This is a genomic window from Clostridium sp. DL1XJH146, from assembly GCF_054819755.1.
On the sequence record NZ_JBTVVN010000060.1, the window covers coordinates 1 to 15,964 of the forward strand.

The 15,964-nt window shown below is 31.1% G+C and carries 14 protein-coding genes; all 14 read left to right on the plus strand.

Annotated features, from left to right (window positions below; translation table 11 throughout):
• Positions 1-221: 221 nt before the first annotated feature.
• The 14 genes from ACVHXK_RS17335 (at position 222) to ggt (ending at position 15,631) form a co-directional block, all read left to right on the plus strand.
• Positions 222-428, plus strand: a complete 207-nt coding sequence (locus ACVHXK_RS17335) for a helix-turn-helix transcriptional regulator (RefSeq protein ID WP_461207665.1) — start codon at positions 222-224, stop codon at positions 426-428.
• A gap of 94 nt (positions 429-522) precedes the next feature.
• Positions 523-951 (plus strand): hypothetical protein, encoded by a 429-nt coding sequence (locus tag ACVHXK_RS17340; RefSeq protein WP_461207666.1) that lies wholly within the window; start codon positions 523-525, stop codon positions 949-951.
• Positions 952-1,273: 322 nt separating this feature from the next.
• Positions 1,274-1,612, plus strand: a complete 339-nt coding sequence (locus ACVHXK_RS17345; RefSeq protein ID WP_461207667.1) for a PadR family transcriptional regulator — start codon at positions 1,274-1,276, stop codon at positions 1,610-1,612.
• Positions 1,605-2,942 (plus strand): FtsW/RodA/SpoVE family cell cycle protein, encoded by a 1,338-nt coding sequence (locus ACVHXK_RS17350; protein ID WP_461207668.1) that lies wholly within the window; start codon positions 1,605-1,607, stop codon positions 2,940-2,942. Before ACVHXK_RS17345 ends, ACVHXK_RS17350 begins: the two co-directional genes overlap by 8 nt.
• Before the next feature lie 236 nt (positions 2,943-3,178).
• Entirely contained in the window at positions 3,179-5,338 is a 2,160-nt protein-coding gene (locus ACVHXK_RS17355) for a sigma-54 interaction domain-containing protein (protein ID WP_461207669.1), read from the plus strand.
• Between the two features lie 279 nt (positions 5,339-5,617).
• Positions 5,618-6,883: a Glu/Leu/Phe/Val family dehydrogenase gene (locus ACVHXK_RS17360; RefSeq protein ID WP_461207670.1), complete on the plus strand. Its 1,266-nt coding sequence runs from the start codon at positions 5,618-5,620 to the stop codon at positions 6,881-6,883.
• Between the two features lie 108 nt (positions 6,884-6,991).
• Positions 6,992-7,450, plus strand: coding sequence for an Lrp/AsnC family transcriptional regulator (locus ACVHXK_RS17365; protein WP_461207671.1), 459 nt, complete (start codon positions 6,992-6,994; stop codon positions 7,448-7,450).
• Between the two features lie 490 nt (positions 7,451-7,940).
• Entirely contained in the window at positions 7,941-8,462 is a 522-nt protein-coding gene (locus ACVHXK_RS17370) for a chromate transporter (RefSeq protein ID WP_461207672.1), read from the plus strand.
• Between the two features lie 118 nt (positions 8,463-8,580).
• Positions 8,581-9,525, plus strand: a complete 945-nt coding sequence (locus ACVHXK_RS17375) for an ABC transporter permease (RefSeq protein WP_461207673.1) — start codon at positions 8,581-8,583, stop codon at positions 9,523-9,525.
• An 8-nt stretch (positions 9,526-9,533) separates the two neighbouring features.
• Positions 9,534-10,445, plus strand: coding sequence for an ABC transporter permease (locus ACVHXK_RS17380; RefSeq protein ID WP_461207674.1), 912 nt, complete (start codon positions 9,534-9,536; stop codon positions 10,443-10,445).
• Between the two features lie 27 nt (positions 10,446-10,472).
• Positions 10,473-12,044 (plus strand): ABC transporter substrate-binding protein, encoded by a 1,572-nt coding sequence (locus ACVHXK_RS17385; protein ID WP_461207675.1) that lies wholly within the window; start codon positions 10,473-10,475, stop codon positions 12,042-12,044.
• Positions 12,045-12,054: 10 nt separating this feature from the next.
• A complete protein-coding gene (locus ACVHXK_RS17390) occupies positions 12,055-13,041 on the plus strand; it encodes an ABC transporter ATP-binding protein (RefSeq protein WP_461207676.1) in 987 nt (328 codons plus the stop codon).
• Complete coding sequence (locus tag ACVHXK_RS17395) at positions 13,028-14,020, plus strand: ABC transporter ATP-binding protein (RefSeq protein WP_461207677.1); 993 nt, start codon at positions 13,028-13,030, stop codon at positions 14,018-14,020. The genes ACVHXK_RS17390 and ACVHXK_RS17395 overlap by 14 nt, the downstream gene beginning before the upstream one ends.
• Positions 14,021-15,631 (plus strand): gamma-glutamyltransferase, encoded by a 1,611-nt coding sequence (ggt, locus tag ACVHXK_RS17400; protein ID WP_461207678.1) that lies wholly within the window; start codon positions 14,021-14,023, stop codon positions 15,629-15,631. It begins immediately after the preceding gene.
• The last annotated feature ends 333 nt before the right edge of the window (positions 15,632-15,964 follow it).

Sequence of the window (15,964 nt, forward strand, 5' to 3'; positions counted from 1 at the left end):
TAGAATTTTCTGAAATTTAAAACGATAAATTTAAGCTTACTACAGCTATAAAATAAATTTGCTCGTTAGAGCTGTAAAATGTAAATGAACCTTGACAGGATAAATTTGGTATGATATATTCAGAATGTAAAGGTAACTTAACAAAAATTATGCACATCTTAAAGGATGTGCATAAAAATTGCATAAGATGTAAAGGAACGTTTGCATAAGGAGGCATAAACATGAAGAATCATTTGGAAGAGTTGAGGAAAGAACAAGGTTTGAGCCAAGAACAGTTTGGAAGATTGATGGGGGTATCTAGGCAGACTATTATTTCTCTTGAAAAGGGTAAGTATAATCCATCACTAGAACTAGCTTTTAGAATTTCAGGATTTTTTAGTAAGAGAATCGAGGATATTTTTATTTATGGGGAAACAACTTCAAAATAAATTTATGTAAGTTCATAATTGAGTAAATCGTGGAGTTTTGTATATGTATATATAAATTTAAGTTTGCGTTATCTTTATAAGGAGGAGAAGTAAAATGAATAAAAAAGGAAAATTATTTTTTGTATTGGGGATTTTGTTTTTTATGATTGGGTTTGCTGCGGTTATGATCTGTTCAGGTAATGAAAAACTTGATATTCCATTAACTATGGGGCAGAAAATTTTAGTGGGGGCTATTGGAGTTATATTTGATATAGGTGGAGTTATATTTTTGGCATTACATTTGACTAACTTTACTAGTAATGATGAAAATCTAAAAATTGAAGAAAAAGATGAAAGAAACATCATGATAAGAGGAAAAGCGGCTGAGATGTCCATGCTGATAACTATATTTATGATGCTAACAGTGAATTTAATTTTGATATGCATAGGTGACACAACAGCTGCATTGTTGGTTGCGATTCCTCTGTTCATATGTGGATTTCTGCAAATGCTTTTAATATGTTATTATCAGAAGAAATATTGAACATATGGTAAGGAAGATTATTTAAAGATATTTAGAAAGATTTTTTAAACTGTTTTTGATGCAAGTTGCAAATAATTGAGTTGAGTATAGTGATAGAAACTCAAGATAATAAAAGCTAGATATAAAAAAGGATTTAAGTATAAAAATTAATAAAAATCCAGCGTTGAAATTTTGATGCTGGATTTTTATTTGTGAAAAATAAAGCATATAATCAAAGTATTAATATTAATCCTCAAAATTCTAATATTATACTTGACAAAACTGGGAAAAATGTTTAGCATTATACATAGATAACATATGCATATGTAAAGGAGGTATATTAATGCAAATTGATAAATCACTTATTAAAGGAAGTACAACAATGCTTGTCCTTAGTTTGTTAAATACTAGTGAAATGTATGGTTACCAGATGATAAAACAATTACAAGAGCGTTCGGATAATACATTCACACTAAAAGAAGGTACTCTTTATCCTATTCTTCATACATTAGAAAGTGATGGAATGATAGAAGCTTACTGGGAGGAAACCACTTCGGCTAGAAAACGAAAGTACTATAGGATAACAAAGGATGGAAAAAAGTATTTAGGAAAAAAGCAAAAGGAATGGCAACACTACATTAATAAAGTAAATAAAGTAATAGGAGGTCCTTGTATTGAATAAGTTTATATCAAAATTTTTATCTGATGTATGTACTGAAGTCAAGTATAAAGAAGTTCATCCAGAACTAGCTAATGAATTACAAGGACACATTGAAGAACTTAAAAATGAATACATTGAAAATGGTATGAATGAAGATGAAGGGATTAAAAAGGCAGTTCAGCAAATGGGAGACCCCTTTGAGATTGGGAAGAAATTAAATAAAACACATAGACCTAAAACTGAGTGGTCTATAGTTGCCTTAATTATCGCTATGGTGTTTATAGGGGTAATTACGTTATTATCTCTATCAAGTTCTGATAATATAAACCTTTCATATAAAGCTTACATAATGTATTTGATAATTGGATTTGTAGCTTGTATAGGGTGTTATTTTTTCGATTATACAAAGTTAAAAAAATATTCGCTACATATTTTTGTAGCAACATTAGTTTTTTTATTTTTTAGTTCATTTTTTTCAATCAGAGTTAATGGTATGCCCTATTTACGAATTGGACCATTTAGTATTATAACTTCTATACTATTTATTCCATTGTTTCTTTTATCTTTTGCAGGATTATTAAATAATTGTATATCCGATTCAGTAAATTACAGAAAGAAATTAATGGGGATATCTTTTCTAGCTATTATTAGTATTGTGCTTATAGCTGGTACTTTACAATCAATGCCTAATGCTATATTTCTTAGTTGTGGTTATATTGCAATACTAGGGGTGGCTGGTAATGGGAAAGATTTTAAAGGAAATCGGAAAGAGTTTTTGTTAATAATTTATTGTGGTGTTATAGGTTTTATAGGAGTTCTGTTTTTTTACTTATTAAATAACCCTTATATGCATACAAGACTTCTTTCGTTTATTAATTATGCCTCAGACCCAAATGGATCAGGATATATAAATTCCAATTTAAATAAAATGCTTTCAGGTTCAAAACTTATAGGAAAGAGTGAAGCTCTATATATAAATGTCAATGGTATTAACTCTTTTGCAATTCCAGAGATGAACACAGAGTTTGCTTTTGCATATATAGTTTCTGCTTTTGGTTGGATAGCAGCAGGAGTAGTTATGATTGTTTTTGTTTTAACTTTTTCACGAATGTTTTTAGCTACAAGAAAGATACATTCTTCTTATGGAAAATTAATTTCAGTTGCAATAATAACAGTTTTTTCTCTGCAGGTAATTACAAGTATACTAATGAATTTAGGTCTATTTCCTATAACGGGGATTAGTTTACCTTTTATATCTTATGGTGGATCTAATTTTGTAAGTAATATGATTTTATTAGGATTGTTGCTCAGTGTTTATCGTAGAAAAGATTTAGTTGGGGTTTATAGCTAGCTTTTGGTACTAAAAGAAGACTGCAACCAAATATGACAAAGTTTATATGTAACACCAATCTAGTAGCCTATTTGATGCTGGATTGGTGTTTGTTTATTGCTTAAATTTTTAGTTATACATATAGTTCTGATTCTACTTACACAGTCCAATCATTTTATGATGTTGACATATTTTCTTCTCCGCACTAAACTTTAGTTAAAACTACATACTTATCTCTTGCGGTAGGAGGCAAAATATTGAAAAAATCAATTACTATAATAGATTATAATTTTGAAACGATAAAAGTATATATTGATCAATTAAAAACAACCTTTGAGGATAAGTTACATATAAAAGGTATTCTAGCAAATGACATAAGTGAGTATAATGTTATCTCAACAGATGTTATAGTTATTTCATCCTATTATCTTTATTCAAAAATAAAAAAACATATGAATTCAAAAAGTAAGATTATTATAATTGAAAGAACTATAACAAAAGAAGCTTATTTAAAATTAATAGATTTCAAAGATATTTATGAAGAGGACAAAGTGTATTTGATTGATGAAACTAAAGATATGGCTAGAGATATGTCCTTTGTCATTCGGAAATTAATTAAGAGTAATATAGAAATTATACCTTGTAGCTTTGAGGATTATGAAAAAATAGAAAGTGGAATAATAATATCTCTAGGATATGAATTGAAGAATACCAGGTTGAATATTTTAGACATAGGTACTTCTATGATGAGTATAGGTACAATTATTGAAATTGGTGTGGACTGTAACTTAATGAAAATGCTAAAAGAAAAAGATGTATTAAATGCTTATAAAGAAATGATTTCTTATAATAAGAGTTTGATGTATCTTGTTAATAGGACTAACAGCTATGAAGGAATATTTAAATCTTTTTTTGATAATTTTGATAAAGGTTATTTAATATTTGATACTAATGGCAATATAGAAGATTATAATAAAGAGGCACTTCAAACACTTAAATTAGAAAATAAAGACGTAGATAAAATGAATATTTCAGACCTAATATCAACCCAAACTTATACTCAAGTTTTTGAAAAAAAAGAGATTTTAAAAGATGAAATTATTAAGATAGAAGGAAAGAATATTGTATTGTCTGCGTATCCTACTATTAATTCAGGAAGGTTTTATGGAGCTACAATAATTATTAAAGAATTTGGAGAAACAGAAAAAAGACAACATGAAATAAGAAAGAAAATAATAGGCAAAGGGCATATAGCTAAGTATAGATTTGAAGATATTATTGGAGAGAGCATATGTTTAAAAGAGTCAATTTTAAAAGCAAAAAGGATGTCGTTTTCAAATTCATCTATACTAATCGAAGGAGAAACAGGAACAGGCAAAGAACTTTTTGCACAAGCTATTCACAACCATTCACCAAGAAAAAACTATCAATTTGTTGCTGTAAATTTCGCATCTTTGCCAGGTAATATACTAGAAAGTGAATTGTTTGGATATGAAGAGGGAGCTTTTACAGGGGCTAAAAAAGGTGGTAAAACAGGATTATTCGAGCTTGCCCACAAAGGAACTATTTTCTTAGATGAGATTGGAGAAATTCCTATGAATCTCCAAGTAAAACTACTAAGGGTTCTTCAGGAAAAAGAAGTAATGAGACTTGGTGGAGATAAGATAATTTCTGTAGACATTAGAGTAATTGCGGCAACAAATAGAAACTTATATGATTTAGTTAAAGTCGGCAGCTTTAGAAGAGATTTGTTTTATAGGCTAAAGGTTTTACCGCTTAAATTACCTCCGCTGAGAAATAGAAAAGAGGATATTCTAGTTATACTAGAGTTTTATAAAAAGTATTTCAATGGCAAGTATTCATTAAGTAATGAAGCTAAAGATAAATTACTTAACTATGAATGGCTTGGGAATATTCGGGAACTCAGGAATTTTGCAGAATATTTTATTAATATAGAAAAAAGTATAATAGATATTGAAGATCTACCCATTGAAGGGCTACAAATTCAAGAAGAAAATTATTATTATACTCAAGATGATAGAGAGTTTATAGAGGAAAAAAATAGCTATGGAAAAAATGAAAACTATACAATAACTCCTCAGCATATAAAAAATCAAGATTTTGAAAAAATAGAAGTAAAGGAATTGGTAGAAATATCAGGCAGTGAAAGAGAAAAGTATATCTATATATTAAATATTTTATATCAGAATTATACCAATAATAGGCGAATGGGAAGAAGAAGCATAAGCAATTTAGCTATAGAGAAAGGGTTTCCTATCAGTGAACAAGAAGTTAGACGAATTCTGAACCATCTTGAGAAATATGATTATGTGAAAAAGAATATAGGTAGAAAAGGTAGCGAAATTAGCTTAAAAGGGATAAAAGTTATGAGTCGAATGGGATATAAAGGGGTGTAAAAAGAGGAAAGGGGGTCGAATGGGTTAACCTATTCAACCCCTTTTCCTGATATAAAAGAAAACGATTACTTAAAGAAGGCTAGTTTTCCCAATCTAAAAGTTTTGATTTTTGGTATGAAAATTGCTTTTTAGTATTATATAGATTTCACTAATACAATTTATTTAAAAAAAATAAAGCTTTATTTTAATAAAAAACTGTTGACTCAGCATTGTTAACTTTGAACTTTTAACTGTGAACTATGCACTGTGAACTATTAACTATAAGAAGGGGGAATAATTATGGCTAAAAGTTATAATCCATACGATAATATGTTAGAGGTTTTAGACAAGGCAGCAAAAATGTTGGATCTAGAGGAAAATGATTATGTTGCACTTAAGTCACCAGAAAGAGAATTAAAAGTATCAATTCCTGTAGAAATGGATAATGGTTGTATTAAAGTGTTTGAAGGTTATAGAGTACAACATTCAAGCTCTAGAGGTCCTTGTAAAGGCGGGATAAGATATCATCATGACGTGAATATTGATGAAGTTAAAGCACTAGCAGCTTGGATGAGTCTAAAATGTGCTGTAGTTAACATTCCTTATGGTGGAGGAAAAGGTGGAGTTAAGGTTGACCCGGCAGAACTCACTAAAAATGAATTGAAGAGATTGACAAGAAGATATACTGCAATGATACTGCCTATTATTGGGCCAGAAAGAGATATTCCAGCTCCCGATGTTAATACAAATGCTGAAGTTATGGGCTGGATTATGGATACTTACAGTATGCTTAAAGGTTACACAGTGCCTGGAGTAGTTACTGGGAAACCTATTGAAATCGGTGGATCTTTGGGTAGAGGTGAAGCAACAGGAAGAGGAGTAATGTTTGTTGCTAAAGAAATTTTGCATAGATTAGGACAGCCTGTTTTAGGTGCAAGAATTGCTGTTCAAGGAATGGGTAATGTTGGTGGTACTGCTGCAAAATTATTGCATAGAGAAGGTTGCAAGATTGTTGCTGTAAGTGATATGACTGGCGGACTTTACAATAAAAATGGATTAGATATTGAAGAGATTTCAAAGTTTTTATCAGAAGTAAAAGGTAGGTTTTTAAGTGATTATATTTTAAAAGACGGCGATGAGAGAATTACAAATGAAGAACTTATAGCTGTAGAAACTGATATACTTGTGCCTGCTGCTTTAGAAAATCAAATAAATGAAAATAATGTAGACAGTATAAAAGCTAGCATAATAATTGAAGGAGCAAATGGACCTACAACGACTGAAGCTGATAAGGTACTTCAAAGAAAAGGAGTAAAAGTTATTCCAGATATTCTAGCAAATGCTGGTGGTGTAGTAGTTTCTTATTTCGAATGGGTACAAAATATACAATCAATAACTTGGGATGAAGAGACAATTAATAGAACTCTTGAGAAAAAAATGATACAAGCATTTAATGAAGTATGGGACAAAGCTATCGAGAAAAATACCACATTTAGAATGGGTGCCTATATGGTTGCCATTGACAGATTGGTAAAAGCCTCAAAAATACGTGCTATATTTCCATAACGTTTACAATTAAAGATATATACTATATAATATAATAGAATAGAATATTTTAATAAAATGTTGTAATATACTAAAAATCGAAAAAAATTTTGCGAAAGGAAAAATATAATGAAGTATAATAATTTAGATGAAATTGATGAAATAATATTATATGAATTATCCCAAAATGCAAGGATTTCGTATGTAGAATTAAGCAAATTAGTCAATTTGTCTAGAGTAGCAATAAAAGCTAGAATAAAAAGTCTAGAAGATAACGGTATTATAGAAAAATATACTATACTGACTAATTTGAGAAAAACAGGAAAACAAATAGCAGCTTTTTTTGATTTAGAAGTAGAGTCTACAAAGTTATATGAAATTGGTAATGAAATTGCTTTAATAGAAAATGTTACAGATGTTTATCAAATGACTGGTACTGGTAACCTGCATGTACACGCTATGATTGGGATAAATGAAGAATTAAATGATTTTTTATATAAGAAACTTTACTCTATGGATGGAGTAATTAGGGTTACTAGCAGATTAATAGTAACAAGATTTAAAGCAAGATTAGGAGCAAGGCTATAATTAAATCATTAGACTTACTATGAATAATTTATATTTTGCATATTGTATCTTTGAATAAAAAAATAAATTCTATTAAATATTAATAAGGGGCTGTATCAGAATAAAAAACTGAGATAGCCTCAGTTTTTTATTTACATTATTTAATTGATAATTAATAAAAATTAGTGAGTTATTAATAAGTTGCAAATAAAATATATATTTTTTGATTAATCAGCAAAAAAACTTCACAATGATTAATAAAGTAACAATAGAATGCCAATATAATTTTTTTTTAAATAAAATGCTTGCAAGATGAATTCTTTATTCAAAAAACAATCAATACACTTACAAAAGGAAAGTATATTAAATTTTACAACATATTTTTTTTTGTGTACTATAAGTATAAATAAAAAAGAAATCTAGTAACAGCTTGTAATTTAAGATTTATAGATGTTACATAAATAACTTTATTATTAAATAAGTTATAGGAAGGATGTGAAATAAGTTAAGTATGGATAAATTAATTGAACTTTTTCTAGCTTTTTTTAAAACAGGTTTATTTGGTTTTGGTGGAGGACAAGCCTCAGTTCCTTTGGTACAAAGAGAGATAGTAGAAAATCTTAAATGGATGAGTATAGAAGAATTTACTGATTCATATGCGCTTGGGAATTCTCTTCCAGGTCCAATTACTACAAAACTAGCTGCTCTAATTGGGTACAAAACGGCTGGTATAGTGGGACTAATAGTAGCTACAATGGGGTTAGTTATACCGAGTACTGTTGGAATAGTAGTACTTAGTACAATATATTATAAATTTAAAGATAGTGATTGGTTGTCAGGTATGATGATTGCGGTAAGACCTGTGGTAGTTGTTCTGATTTCAGGAGTTGTTTTTTCAATGGCTAAAACATCTTTTGGGAGTATACATACATATTTGTTAGGAATTATAGCATTTACATTAGTGTATTTTACCAATGTACATCCTGTTTTTATGATAATAGGAGCATTTATATATGGTTTGATTTTCATTTAAAATTACTCAAATATTTATATGAAGAAATACTTAAATGTATAGAGCCTATTTATATTAAGATATTGTTACATTCAAATATATTTTTATAACATAATAAATAATAGGAAGGTGGTGAAATATGCAAAAATATATTGTAAAACGATTGTTTCAAATGGTAATAATGTTAATTGGAATAACTTTTTTAGTATTTTCTAGTCTTTATTTTGCACCTGGTGACCCTGCACAGCTTATCGCTGGTGAATCAGCTACAGAGTCAGATATTGAGAATGTGCGACAGTCATTAGGTTTAAATGAGCCTTTCTTAGTGCAATATGGTAAATATGTTGATGGATTAGTACATGGAGATTTAGGGACATCACTTCAGTCCAGACAACCTATTCTTGAAGAAATAAAAGTAAGATTTCCTAATACAGTTAATTTAGCAATTGGTAGTATGATTGTAGCTATAGTTATTGGGATACCACTAGGAATAATTTCAGCAATTAAGAGAAATTCTATATTAGATTATCTAGCGACTACTACAGCGCTCTTAGGTATTTCAATTCCAAACTTTTGGTTAGGAATTATGCTTATTATGGTGTTCTCTGTTAAACTGGGATGGTTTCCTACTGGAGGCATGACACATTGGTTTTATACACCCACAGGATTTAAACAGATAATTCTTCCAGCCATAGCACTTGGCGTTAGAAGTGCAGCAGTATTTATGAGGTTAAGTCGTTCAGCTATGCTAGAGGTGCTTCAATCAGATTATATTAGAACTGCTAGAGCTAAAGGAGTCAGAGAGGGCATAGTTATATGGGTACATGCCTTTAAAAATGCACTTACACCTCTTGTCACTGTTTTTGGTACAACGTTTGGAGCGTTATTAGGTGGTGCAATGATAACAGAACAAGTTTTTGCTATAAATGGGTTAGGTAGATATATGATTAATGCCATTTATGTTAGAAATTATACTGTGGTGCAGAGTTCAGTATTAGTTTTTGCAGCCTCTTTTATATTAATTACATTACTTGTAGATATTGTTTATGTATTAATTGATCCAAGAATAAATTATAAAAGTTAGGAGTTTATATGAGTCAGATTATTGAAAAAGAAAGTTATATAAAAAATATTTTTAAAAAATTATTTAGAAATAAATTGGCTACTATAGCATTCGCTCTTATAACAATTGAAATTATTCTAATAATTGGAGCGCCATTATTTACTTCATATGATCCTACTATTCAAAACCTAAAAGAAATACTTCTTGCACCGGGATTTTCACCTAAACTAATTATAGATAGCAAAGGTAATGAGTTTTATTCAAGTATCCATCTATTAGGGACAGACAACTTGGGTAGAGATATGTGGTCAAGAATTTTATATGGAGGCAGAATATCTTTATCTGTAGGATTTATTGCTATACTCTTTGGTATGACTATAGGTGTTGCAGCGGGTTTGTTTGCTGCATATTATCCTAAAATTGATAGCGTAGTAATGCGTATTATGGACATTATGTTTTCATTTCCTGGAATTTTGCTTGCAATGCTCATAGTGGCTATGATGGGAACATCGTTAGTTAACGTTACTTTAGCAATTTCTATTTGGTCAATACCTATGTTTGCACGGATTGTAAGGGGAGAGGCTTTAAAGATTAAACAGAATGATTATATTAAAGCTATTAAATCTCTAGGGGCCAGTGATTTAAGAATAATTTTTATACATATTTTACCCAATTGTTTAGCATCAATTGTAGTATATGCTACTATGCGTATGGCTACAGCTATACTTTCAATAGCATCTTTGAGTTATCTTGGAATAGGAGCTCAGCCACCACTATCAGAGTGGGGAACTATGGTTGCGGCTGGAAGAGAGTTTATATACGATTCACCTCATATGATTATTGTTCCTGGGGTTGCAATTATCATAACAATGCTTTGCTTTAACATATTAGGAGATGTACTAAGAGATATCTTAGATCCAAATCTAAGTGATAATCTATAAAAATTAAATTAAAAAGGGGATAAAAAAATGAAGAAAATAGTTAGTTTATTATTAATACTTGTTCTTGCAGTTTCTTTGGTTGCTTGTGGTGGTACTACGAATGGTTCAACATCCACTAGTGATAATTCAACAAATAATAATGATATTGCAGTTAGGGATGATTTCAAATTAGTTGTTCAAGCAGAACCTGTAGGATTTAATCCTTTAAAAACAAATGATTCTGCATCATCTAGAGTTAATGTCCAGATTTACGAAACTCTTTTTGTAAGATCATTTGATGGGCAAAGTTATGAACCATTATTAGCAGAAAGTTATTCTAATCCTGATGAATTGACTTGGGTAATAAAATTACGTGAAGGAATTAAGTTCCATGATGGTACTCCGTTTAATGCTGAGGCAGTAAAGTATACTTTTGAAAAGATAATGGACCCTGATTACGGTTCTGCAAGAGCATCAATTATGGAATCAGTTGAATCAATAAATGTACTTTCAGATTATGAAGTGGAGATAAAAACTAAATACGCTGATGGGGTTATGATAGCAAAACTTGCACATGCTAATGCTGCTATTATTTCACCAACTGCAGCAGAAAGCCAAGATTTAATGGCTCAACCCGTAGGTACAGGTCCATATAAATTTGTAGAATTTGTTTCTGGTTCTCATGTAATATTAGAAGCTAATGAAGACTATTGGGGTGAGGTACCTTTTATTAAAAGTGTTCGTGTTGATATAGTACCAGAGATTTCTACTGCAATATCTAAATTAGAAACAGGAGAATCTGATTTCTTTGAAGGAATAACAGCGGAACATTTATCTAGAGTTGAAAATATGTCTAATGTAACTTTGGTATCAGAACTTTCAGGAAGAGTAACATATATTGGAGTACGTGCAAGCAGTTCTAAAACTGGTTCGACAGAGATACCTGAAGTTAGAGAAGCTATTTCTTATGCTATAGATAAAGAAGGTTTTGTGGCAACTCAAAATGGACTTGCGATAGCTAGTGATTCATTGATTGGACCAAAAGTATTTGGATACAATGATAAATCTGAAACTTATGGAACTGGTTTTGATATGGCTAAGGCACAACAAATTGTTGCAGATAATAATCTTGCAGATAAACCAATACACATATTGGCAGCAAATAGTTCAGTATATCCTGAAGTTTCTGAGTTCCTACAAGCATCTCTTTTAGAAGCTGGATTTAAGAATGTTGAGATTGAAATGCTTGAGTGGGGTGCATTCCTTTCAGAAACTAAGATTGAAAATAGAATGGATTTATTTGTATTAGGATGGTCTAATTTAACTGGAGATGGTTCTGAATTATTTTATCCAAACTGGCATTCAGATAATGCAGGTAATGGTAACCGTTCATATTATCAAAATACTGAATTCGACCAATTTGTAATGGATTCAAAATCAACACTTGATGAAAAGACTAGATTAGAAGCACTTGATATGTCTAATAAAACAATTATAGAAGACAATGGTGTATTCCCTTTAATGCATTCAAACAATGTTTATGCTTATGCATCTGACCTTGGGGATATCCCAATGGATCCAGGTGGAAACTTCTATATAAAAAATATTGAAAGAAAGTAGATAAGATATTATGGGAAAATTACTAGAAGTAACAGACTTAAAAGCAGGATTTAGAATTGATGGTGAACAATTTCTTGCACTTAGAGGAATAAGTTTTGAACTATCTAAAGGGGAAACACTCTGTATAGTTGGTGAGTCTGGATGTGGAAAAAGTGTAACTTCCCTAGCTATAATGGATTTACTACCTGTCAACGGCAATGTCGTTGGCGGTAGTATTAAATTCAAAGGGCAAGAATTACTAACGCTATCCACAAAAGAAAGGAGATCTTTTAGGGGTAATAAGATTGGAATGATTTTTCAAGAGCCGATGACAGCTTTAAATCCACTTCTTACAATAGGATACCAATTAAAGGAAGCACTCAAATTGCATAAGTGTATTAAAGGTAAAGAAGCTTCACAAAAGGCAATAGAATATTTAGAGAAAGTTGGTATTCCAGAAGCTAAGGAAAGACTTAAACAATATCCATATCAACTAAGTGGTGGACTAAGGCAAAGAGTTATGATAGCAATGGTTTTATGTGCTGAACCTGATATAATAATTGCAGATGAACCAACAACAGCTCTTGATGTTACGATACAGGCTCAAGTTTTAAAGCTTCTTGAAGATTTAAAAAAAGAATTAAATATTGGTATCATACTTATTACACATGATATGGGTGTTGTTGCTGAAGTAGCCGATAGAGTTTGTGTGCTTTATGCTGGAGAGAAATGTGAGGAAGGAACGTCATATGAAATATTTAACAATCCTAAACACCCGTATACTAAGGGTTTACTAGCTTCAGTACCTAACATAGATTCTGATTCTTTTAACAATAATCCGATTCCAGGAGTGTTCCCAACAATTCAAGAAGAAATAGATGGATGCAGATTTAACACTAGATGTACTAAAGCATTTGATAAATGTTTTAGTAGAAAGAATGTATTGCCTATAGTTCAATGTGCTAAAGACCACTATTTTATATGTCACTTAGGAGCTGAAACTAATGAAACAAAGTAATGAAACATTAATGGAAGTACGCAATCTTAAAAAGTACTTCACTATAAAAAGTGGAAAGTTATTTGATAAAAAAGAGAGATATGCACGTGCTGTAAATGGAGTAACTTTTACAATATATAAAGGTGAAGTTCTTGGAGTGGTTGGTGAATCTGGGTGTGGAAAATCTACTCTTGGTAGAGCATTAATTCAAATGGACCCTCCGACAGAAGGTGAAGTTTTATATAAGGGAGTAGACCTAACCAAAGTTACAAATAAAGAATTTAAAAAATATATAAAAGATATGCAGATGATTTTTCAGGATCCCTTTGCTTCGCTTAATCCTAAACATAGAGTAGGTACAACGCTTGAAGAAGTATTTGTAATTCATACATCTTTAAATCACCAAGAAAGAAAAGAAAAGGTAATTGAATTATTGAAAGAAGTAGGACTTAAACCAGAACATTATAATTCATATCCACATCAATTTAGTGGTGGGCAAAGACAGCGTATAGGAATATCAAGAGCTATTGCGTTAAACCCAGAACTAATAGTATGTGATGAGGCAATATCAGCTTTAGACGTTTCTATTCAGGCTCAAGTATTAAAGCTTTTAAAAGATATACAAAATAAATATAATCTTACTTATGTATTTATTACTCATGATTTAGCTGTAAGTAAACATTTTTGTGATAGAATTATGGTAATGTATTTAGGCAATATAATGGAAATGGGTAGTGCAAAAGAATTGTTTGAGAAGCCAATGCATCCTTACACAATTTCTTTATTAAATTCTGCTCCAAGACCAGTAGTTAAAAGCATTACTGAATATAATATTCTTGAAGGGGAAGTGCCTAGTCTTGTTAATCCTCCAATAGGGTGTCCATTTAATACTAGATGCCCAAGGGCTAAGGACTTATGTTTTAAGGTAATGCCTGAATATAGGCAAGTGTCCGAAGGACACTATATTTCGTGCCATTATCCAGCGAAAGGAGTTAAATAGATGAAATTTAATTGTAATTACCAGCCATATGCCTCTAATAGATATACGCATATAGCAACCAATGGAATGGTAGCAACTTCGCAACCTTTAGCAGCTAATGCGGGATTAGATATTCTAAAAAAGGGTGGTAATGCTGTAGATGCTGCAATAGCAACGGCAGCATGTCTTACAGTAGTTGAGCCCACTTCAAATGGTATTGGAGCAGATTCTTTTGCTTTGGTATGGATAAAGGATGATGAAAAGCTTTATGGAGTAAATGGAAGTGGATTTGCTCCTAAAAATTTATCAGCAGATGAATTGAAGAAAAAAGGTTATAATAAAATGCCTAAGTATGGATGGACTCCTATAACAGTACCGGGAACCCCTGCAACATGGTCAGCTCTTTCAAAAAGATTTGGGAAATTATCTTTGAGTGAGGTTTTAGAACCAGCTATAAATTATGCAAGAAATGGGTTTCCTATATCTCCAGTACTTGGACATTACTGGGGAAAAGCATATGAAAAATATAATAAAGAATTTACAACAGAAGAATATAAAGAATGGTTTAAAACTTTTGCACCAAAAGGTAGAGCACCTAAAGTTGGTGAAATAATTAAACTAGAAAACCATGCTAAAACTCTTGAAGAGATAGGAAGAACTGATGCAGAGAGTTTTTATAGAGGAGAGCTTGCAGATAAGATTGATGCATGTTCTAGAAAATATGGTGGTTATTTAAGAAAAGAAGATTTAGTTCAATATGAAGTAGAGTGGGTAGAACCAATAAAAGTTAATTATAAAGGGTATGAAATATGTGAAATTCCTCCTAACGGACAAGGGATAGTAGCATTAATGGCATTAAATATTCTTAAAAAATATGATTTTATTACTAAGGATTCAGTAGATACATATCATAAACAATTTGAAGCAATGAAACTTGCATTTGCTGATGGTAAGAAATATGTAACAGATCCTAAGTTCATGGGAGTAACATTTGAACAATTGCTAAGTGATGAGTTTGCAGATGAAAGAAGAAATCATATAACAGATAAAGCAATTGAACCAGAGCCAGGAGTACCACCTTCAGGTGGAACAGTGTATTTATGTACAGCTGATGGTTATGGGAATATGGTATCATTTATTCAGAGTAATTATATGGGATTTGGATCCGGCGTTGTAGTTGATGGAACTGGAATAGCGTTGCAAAATAGAGGAGCTGATTTCTCTTTAAATAAAGAAGATTATAATTATGTAATAGGAGGTAAAAGGACTTATCATACAATTATCCCTGGATTTATACTAAAAGATAATAAAGCGGTAGGACCTTTTGGTGTAATGGGAGGTTATATGCAGCCACAGGGACATGTTCAAGTAGCTATGAATCTCATAGATTTTCATTTGAACCCACAAATGGCGCTTGATTCACCAAGATGGCAATGGATAGAAGGTAAAAAATTTATTGTTGAACCGAAATTCCCAATACATTTAGTTAATGCATTAGAAGCAAAAGGGCATGAAATATCAATATCAACAGATTTTGGAACTTTTGGTCGTGGTGAGATAATTATAACAGATGGGCAGGTTTTATATGGAGGAACAGAATCAAGAACGGATGGTTCAGTTGCTTTATATTAGGTTATATAAAAAATGAGTTAAGAGGCTATTATCGGATTAAAAAACTGATATAGCCTCATTTTTTTTAGTTAAATGGATGGTTACTAACCTTTGAAGCAAAAGAAGAAGTAGAAAATTTCAGTTATCAGCTTTGGAACCAAGACTACTATGATGAACAAGGGAACGGATACAGATTTAATACCTGGTCAAGCCATAATGGTGAGTGTTGGGATAAAGAAACTGAGCAGTTTGTACAGAAATCAGGCGTGTTCTTAGTGAGGCCACTGAAAAAGCATACCTTTTTTAGTGGCCTTCTGATTGAATAAAAAAAAGCACAACAAATTTGGGTCACAA

Excerpts from the sequence above, each read along its gene's own strand:
- ACVHXK_RS17335 (WP_461207665.1), top strand. The coding sequence starts at position 222 with ATGAAGAATCATTTGGAAGAGTTGAGGAAAGAACAAGGTTTGAGCCAA.
- ACVHXK_RS17340 (WP_461207666.1), top strand. The coding sequence starts at position 523 with ATGAATAAAAAAGGAAAATTATTTTTTGTATTGGGGATTTTGTTTTTT.
- ACVHXK_RS17345 (WP_461207667.1), top strand. The coding sequence starts at position 1,274 with ATGCAAATTGATAAATCACTTATTAAAGGAAGTACAACAATGCTTGTC.
- ACVHXK_RS17360 (WP_461207670.1), top strand. The coding sequence starts at position 5,618 with ATGGCTAAAAGTTATAATCCATACGATAATATGTTAGAGGTTTTAGAC.
- ACVHXK_RS17365 (WP_461207671.1), top strand. The coding sequence starts at position 6,992 with ATGAAGTATAATAATTTAGATGAAATTGATGAAATAATATTATATGAA.
- ACVHXK_RS17370 (WP_461207672.1), top strand. The coding sequence starts at position 7,941 with ATGGATAAATTAATTGAACTTTTTCTAGCTTTTTTTAAAACAGGTTTA.
- ACVHXK_RS17375 (WP_461207673.1), top strand. The coding sequence starts at position 8,581 with ATGCAAAAATATATTGTAAAACGATTGTTTCAAATGGTAATAATGTTA.
- ACVHXK_RS17380 (WP_461207674.1), top strand. The coding sequence starts at position 9,534 with ATGAGTCAGATTATTGAAAAAGAAAGTTATATAAAAAATATTTTTAAA.
- ACVHXK_RS17385 (WP_461207675.1), top strand. The coding sequence starts at position 10,473 with ATGAAGAAAATAGTTAGTTTATTATTAATACTTGTTCTTGCAGTTTCT.
- ACVHXK_RS17390 (WP_461207676.1), top strand. The coding sequence starts at position 12,055 with ATGGGAAAATTACTAGAAGTAACAGACTTAAAAGCAGGATTTAGAATT.
- ACVHXK_RS17395 (WP_461207677.1), top strand. The coding sequence starts at position 13,028 with ATGAAACAAAGTAATGAAACATTAATGGAAGTACGCAATCTTAAAAAG.
- ggt (WP_461207678.1), top strand. The coding sequence starts at position 14,021 with ATGAAATTTAATTGTAATTACCAGCCATATGCCTCTAATAGATATACG.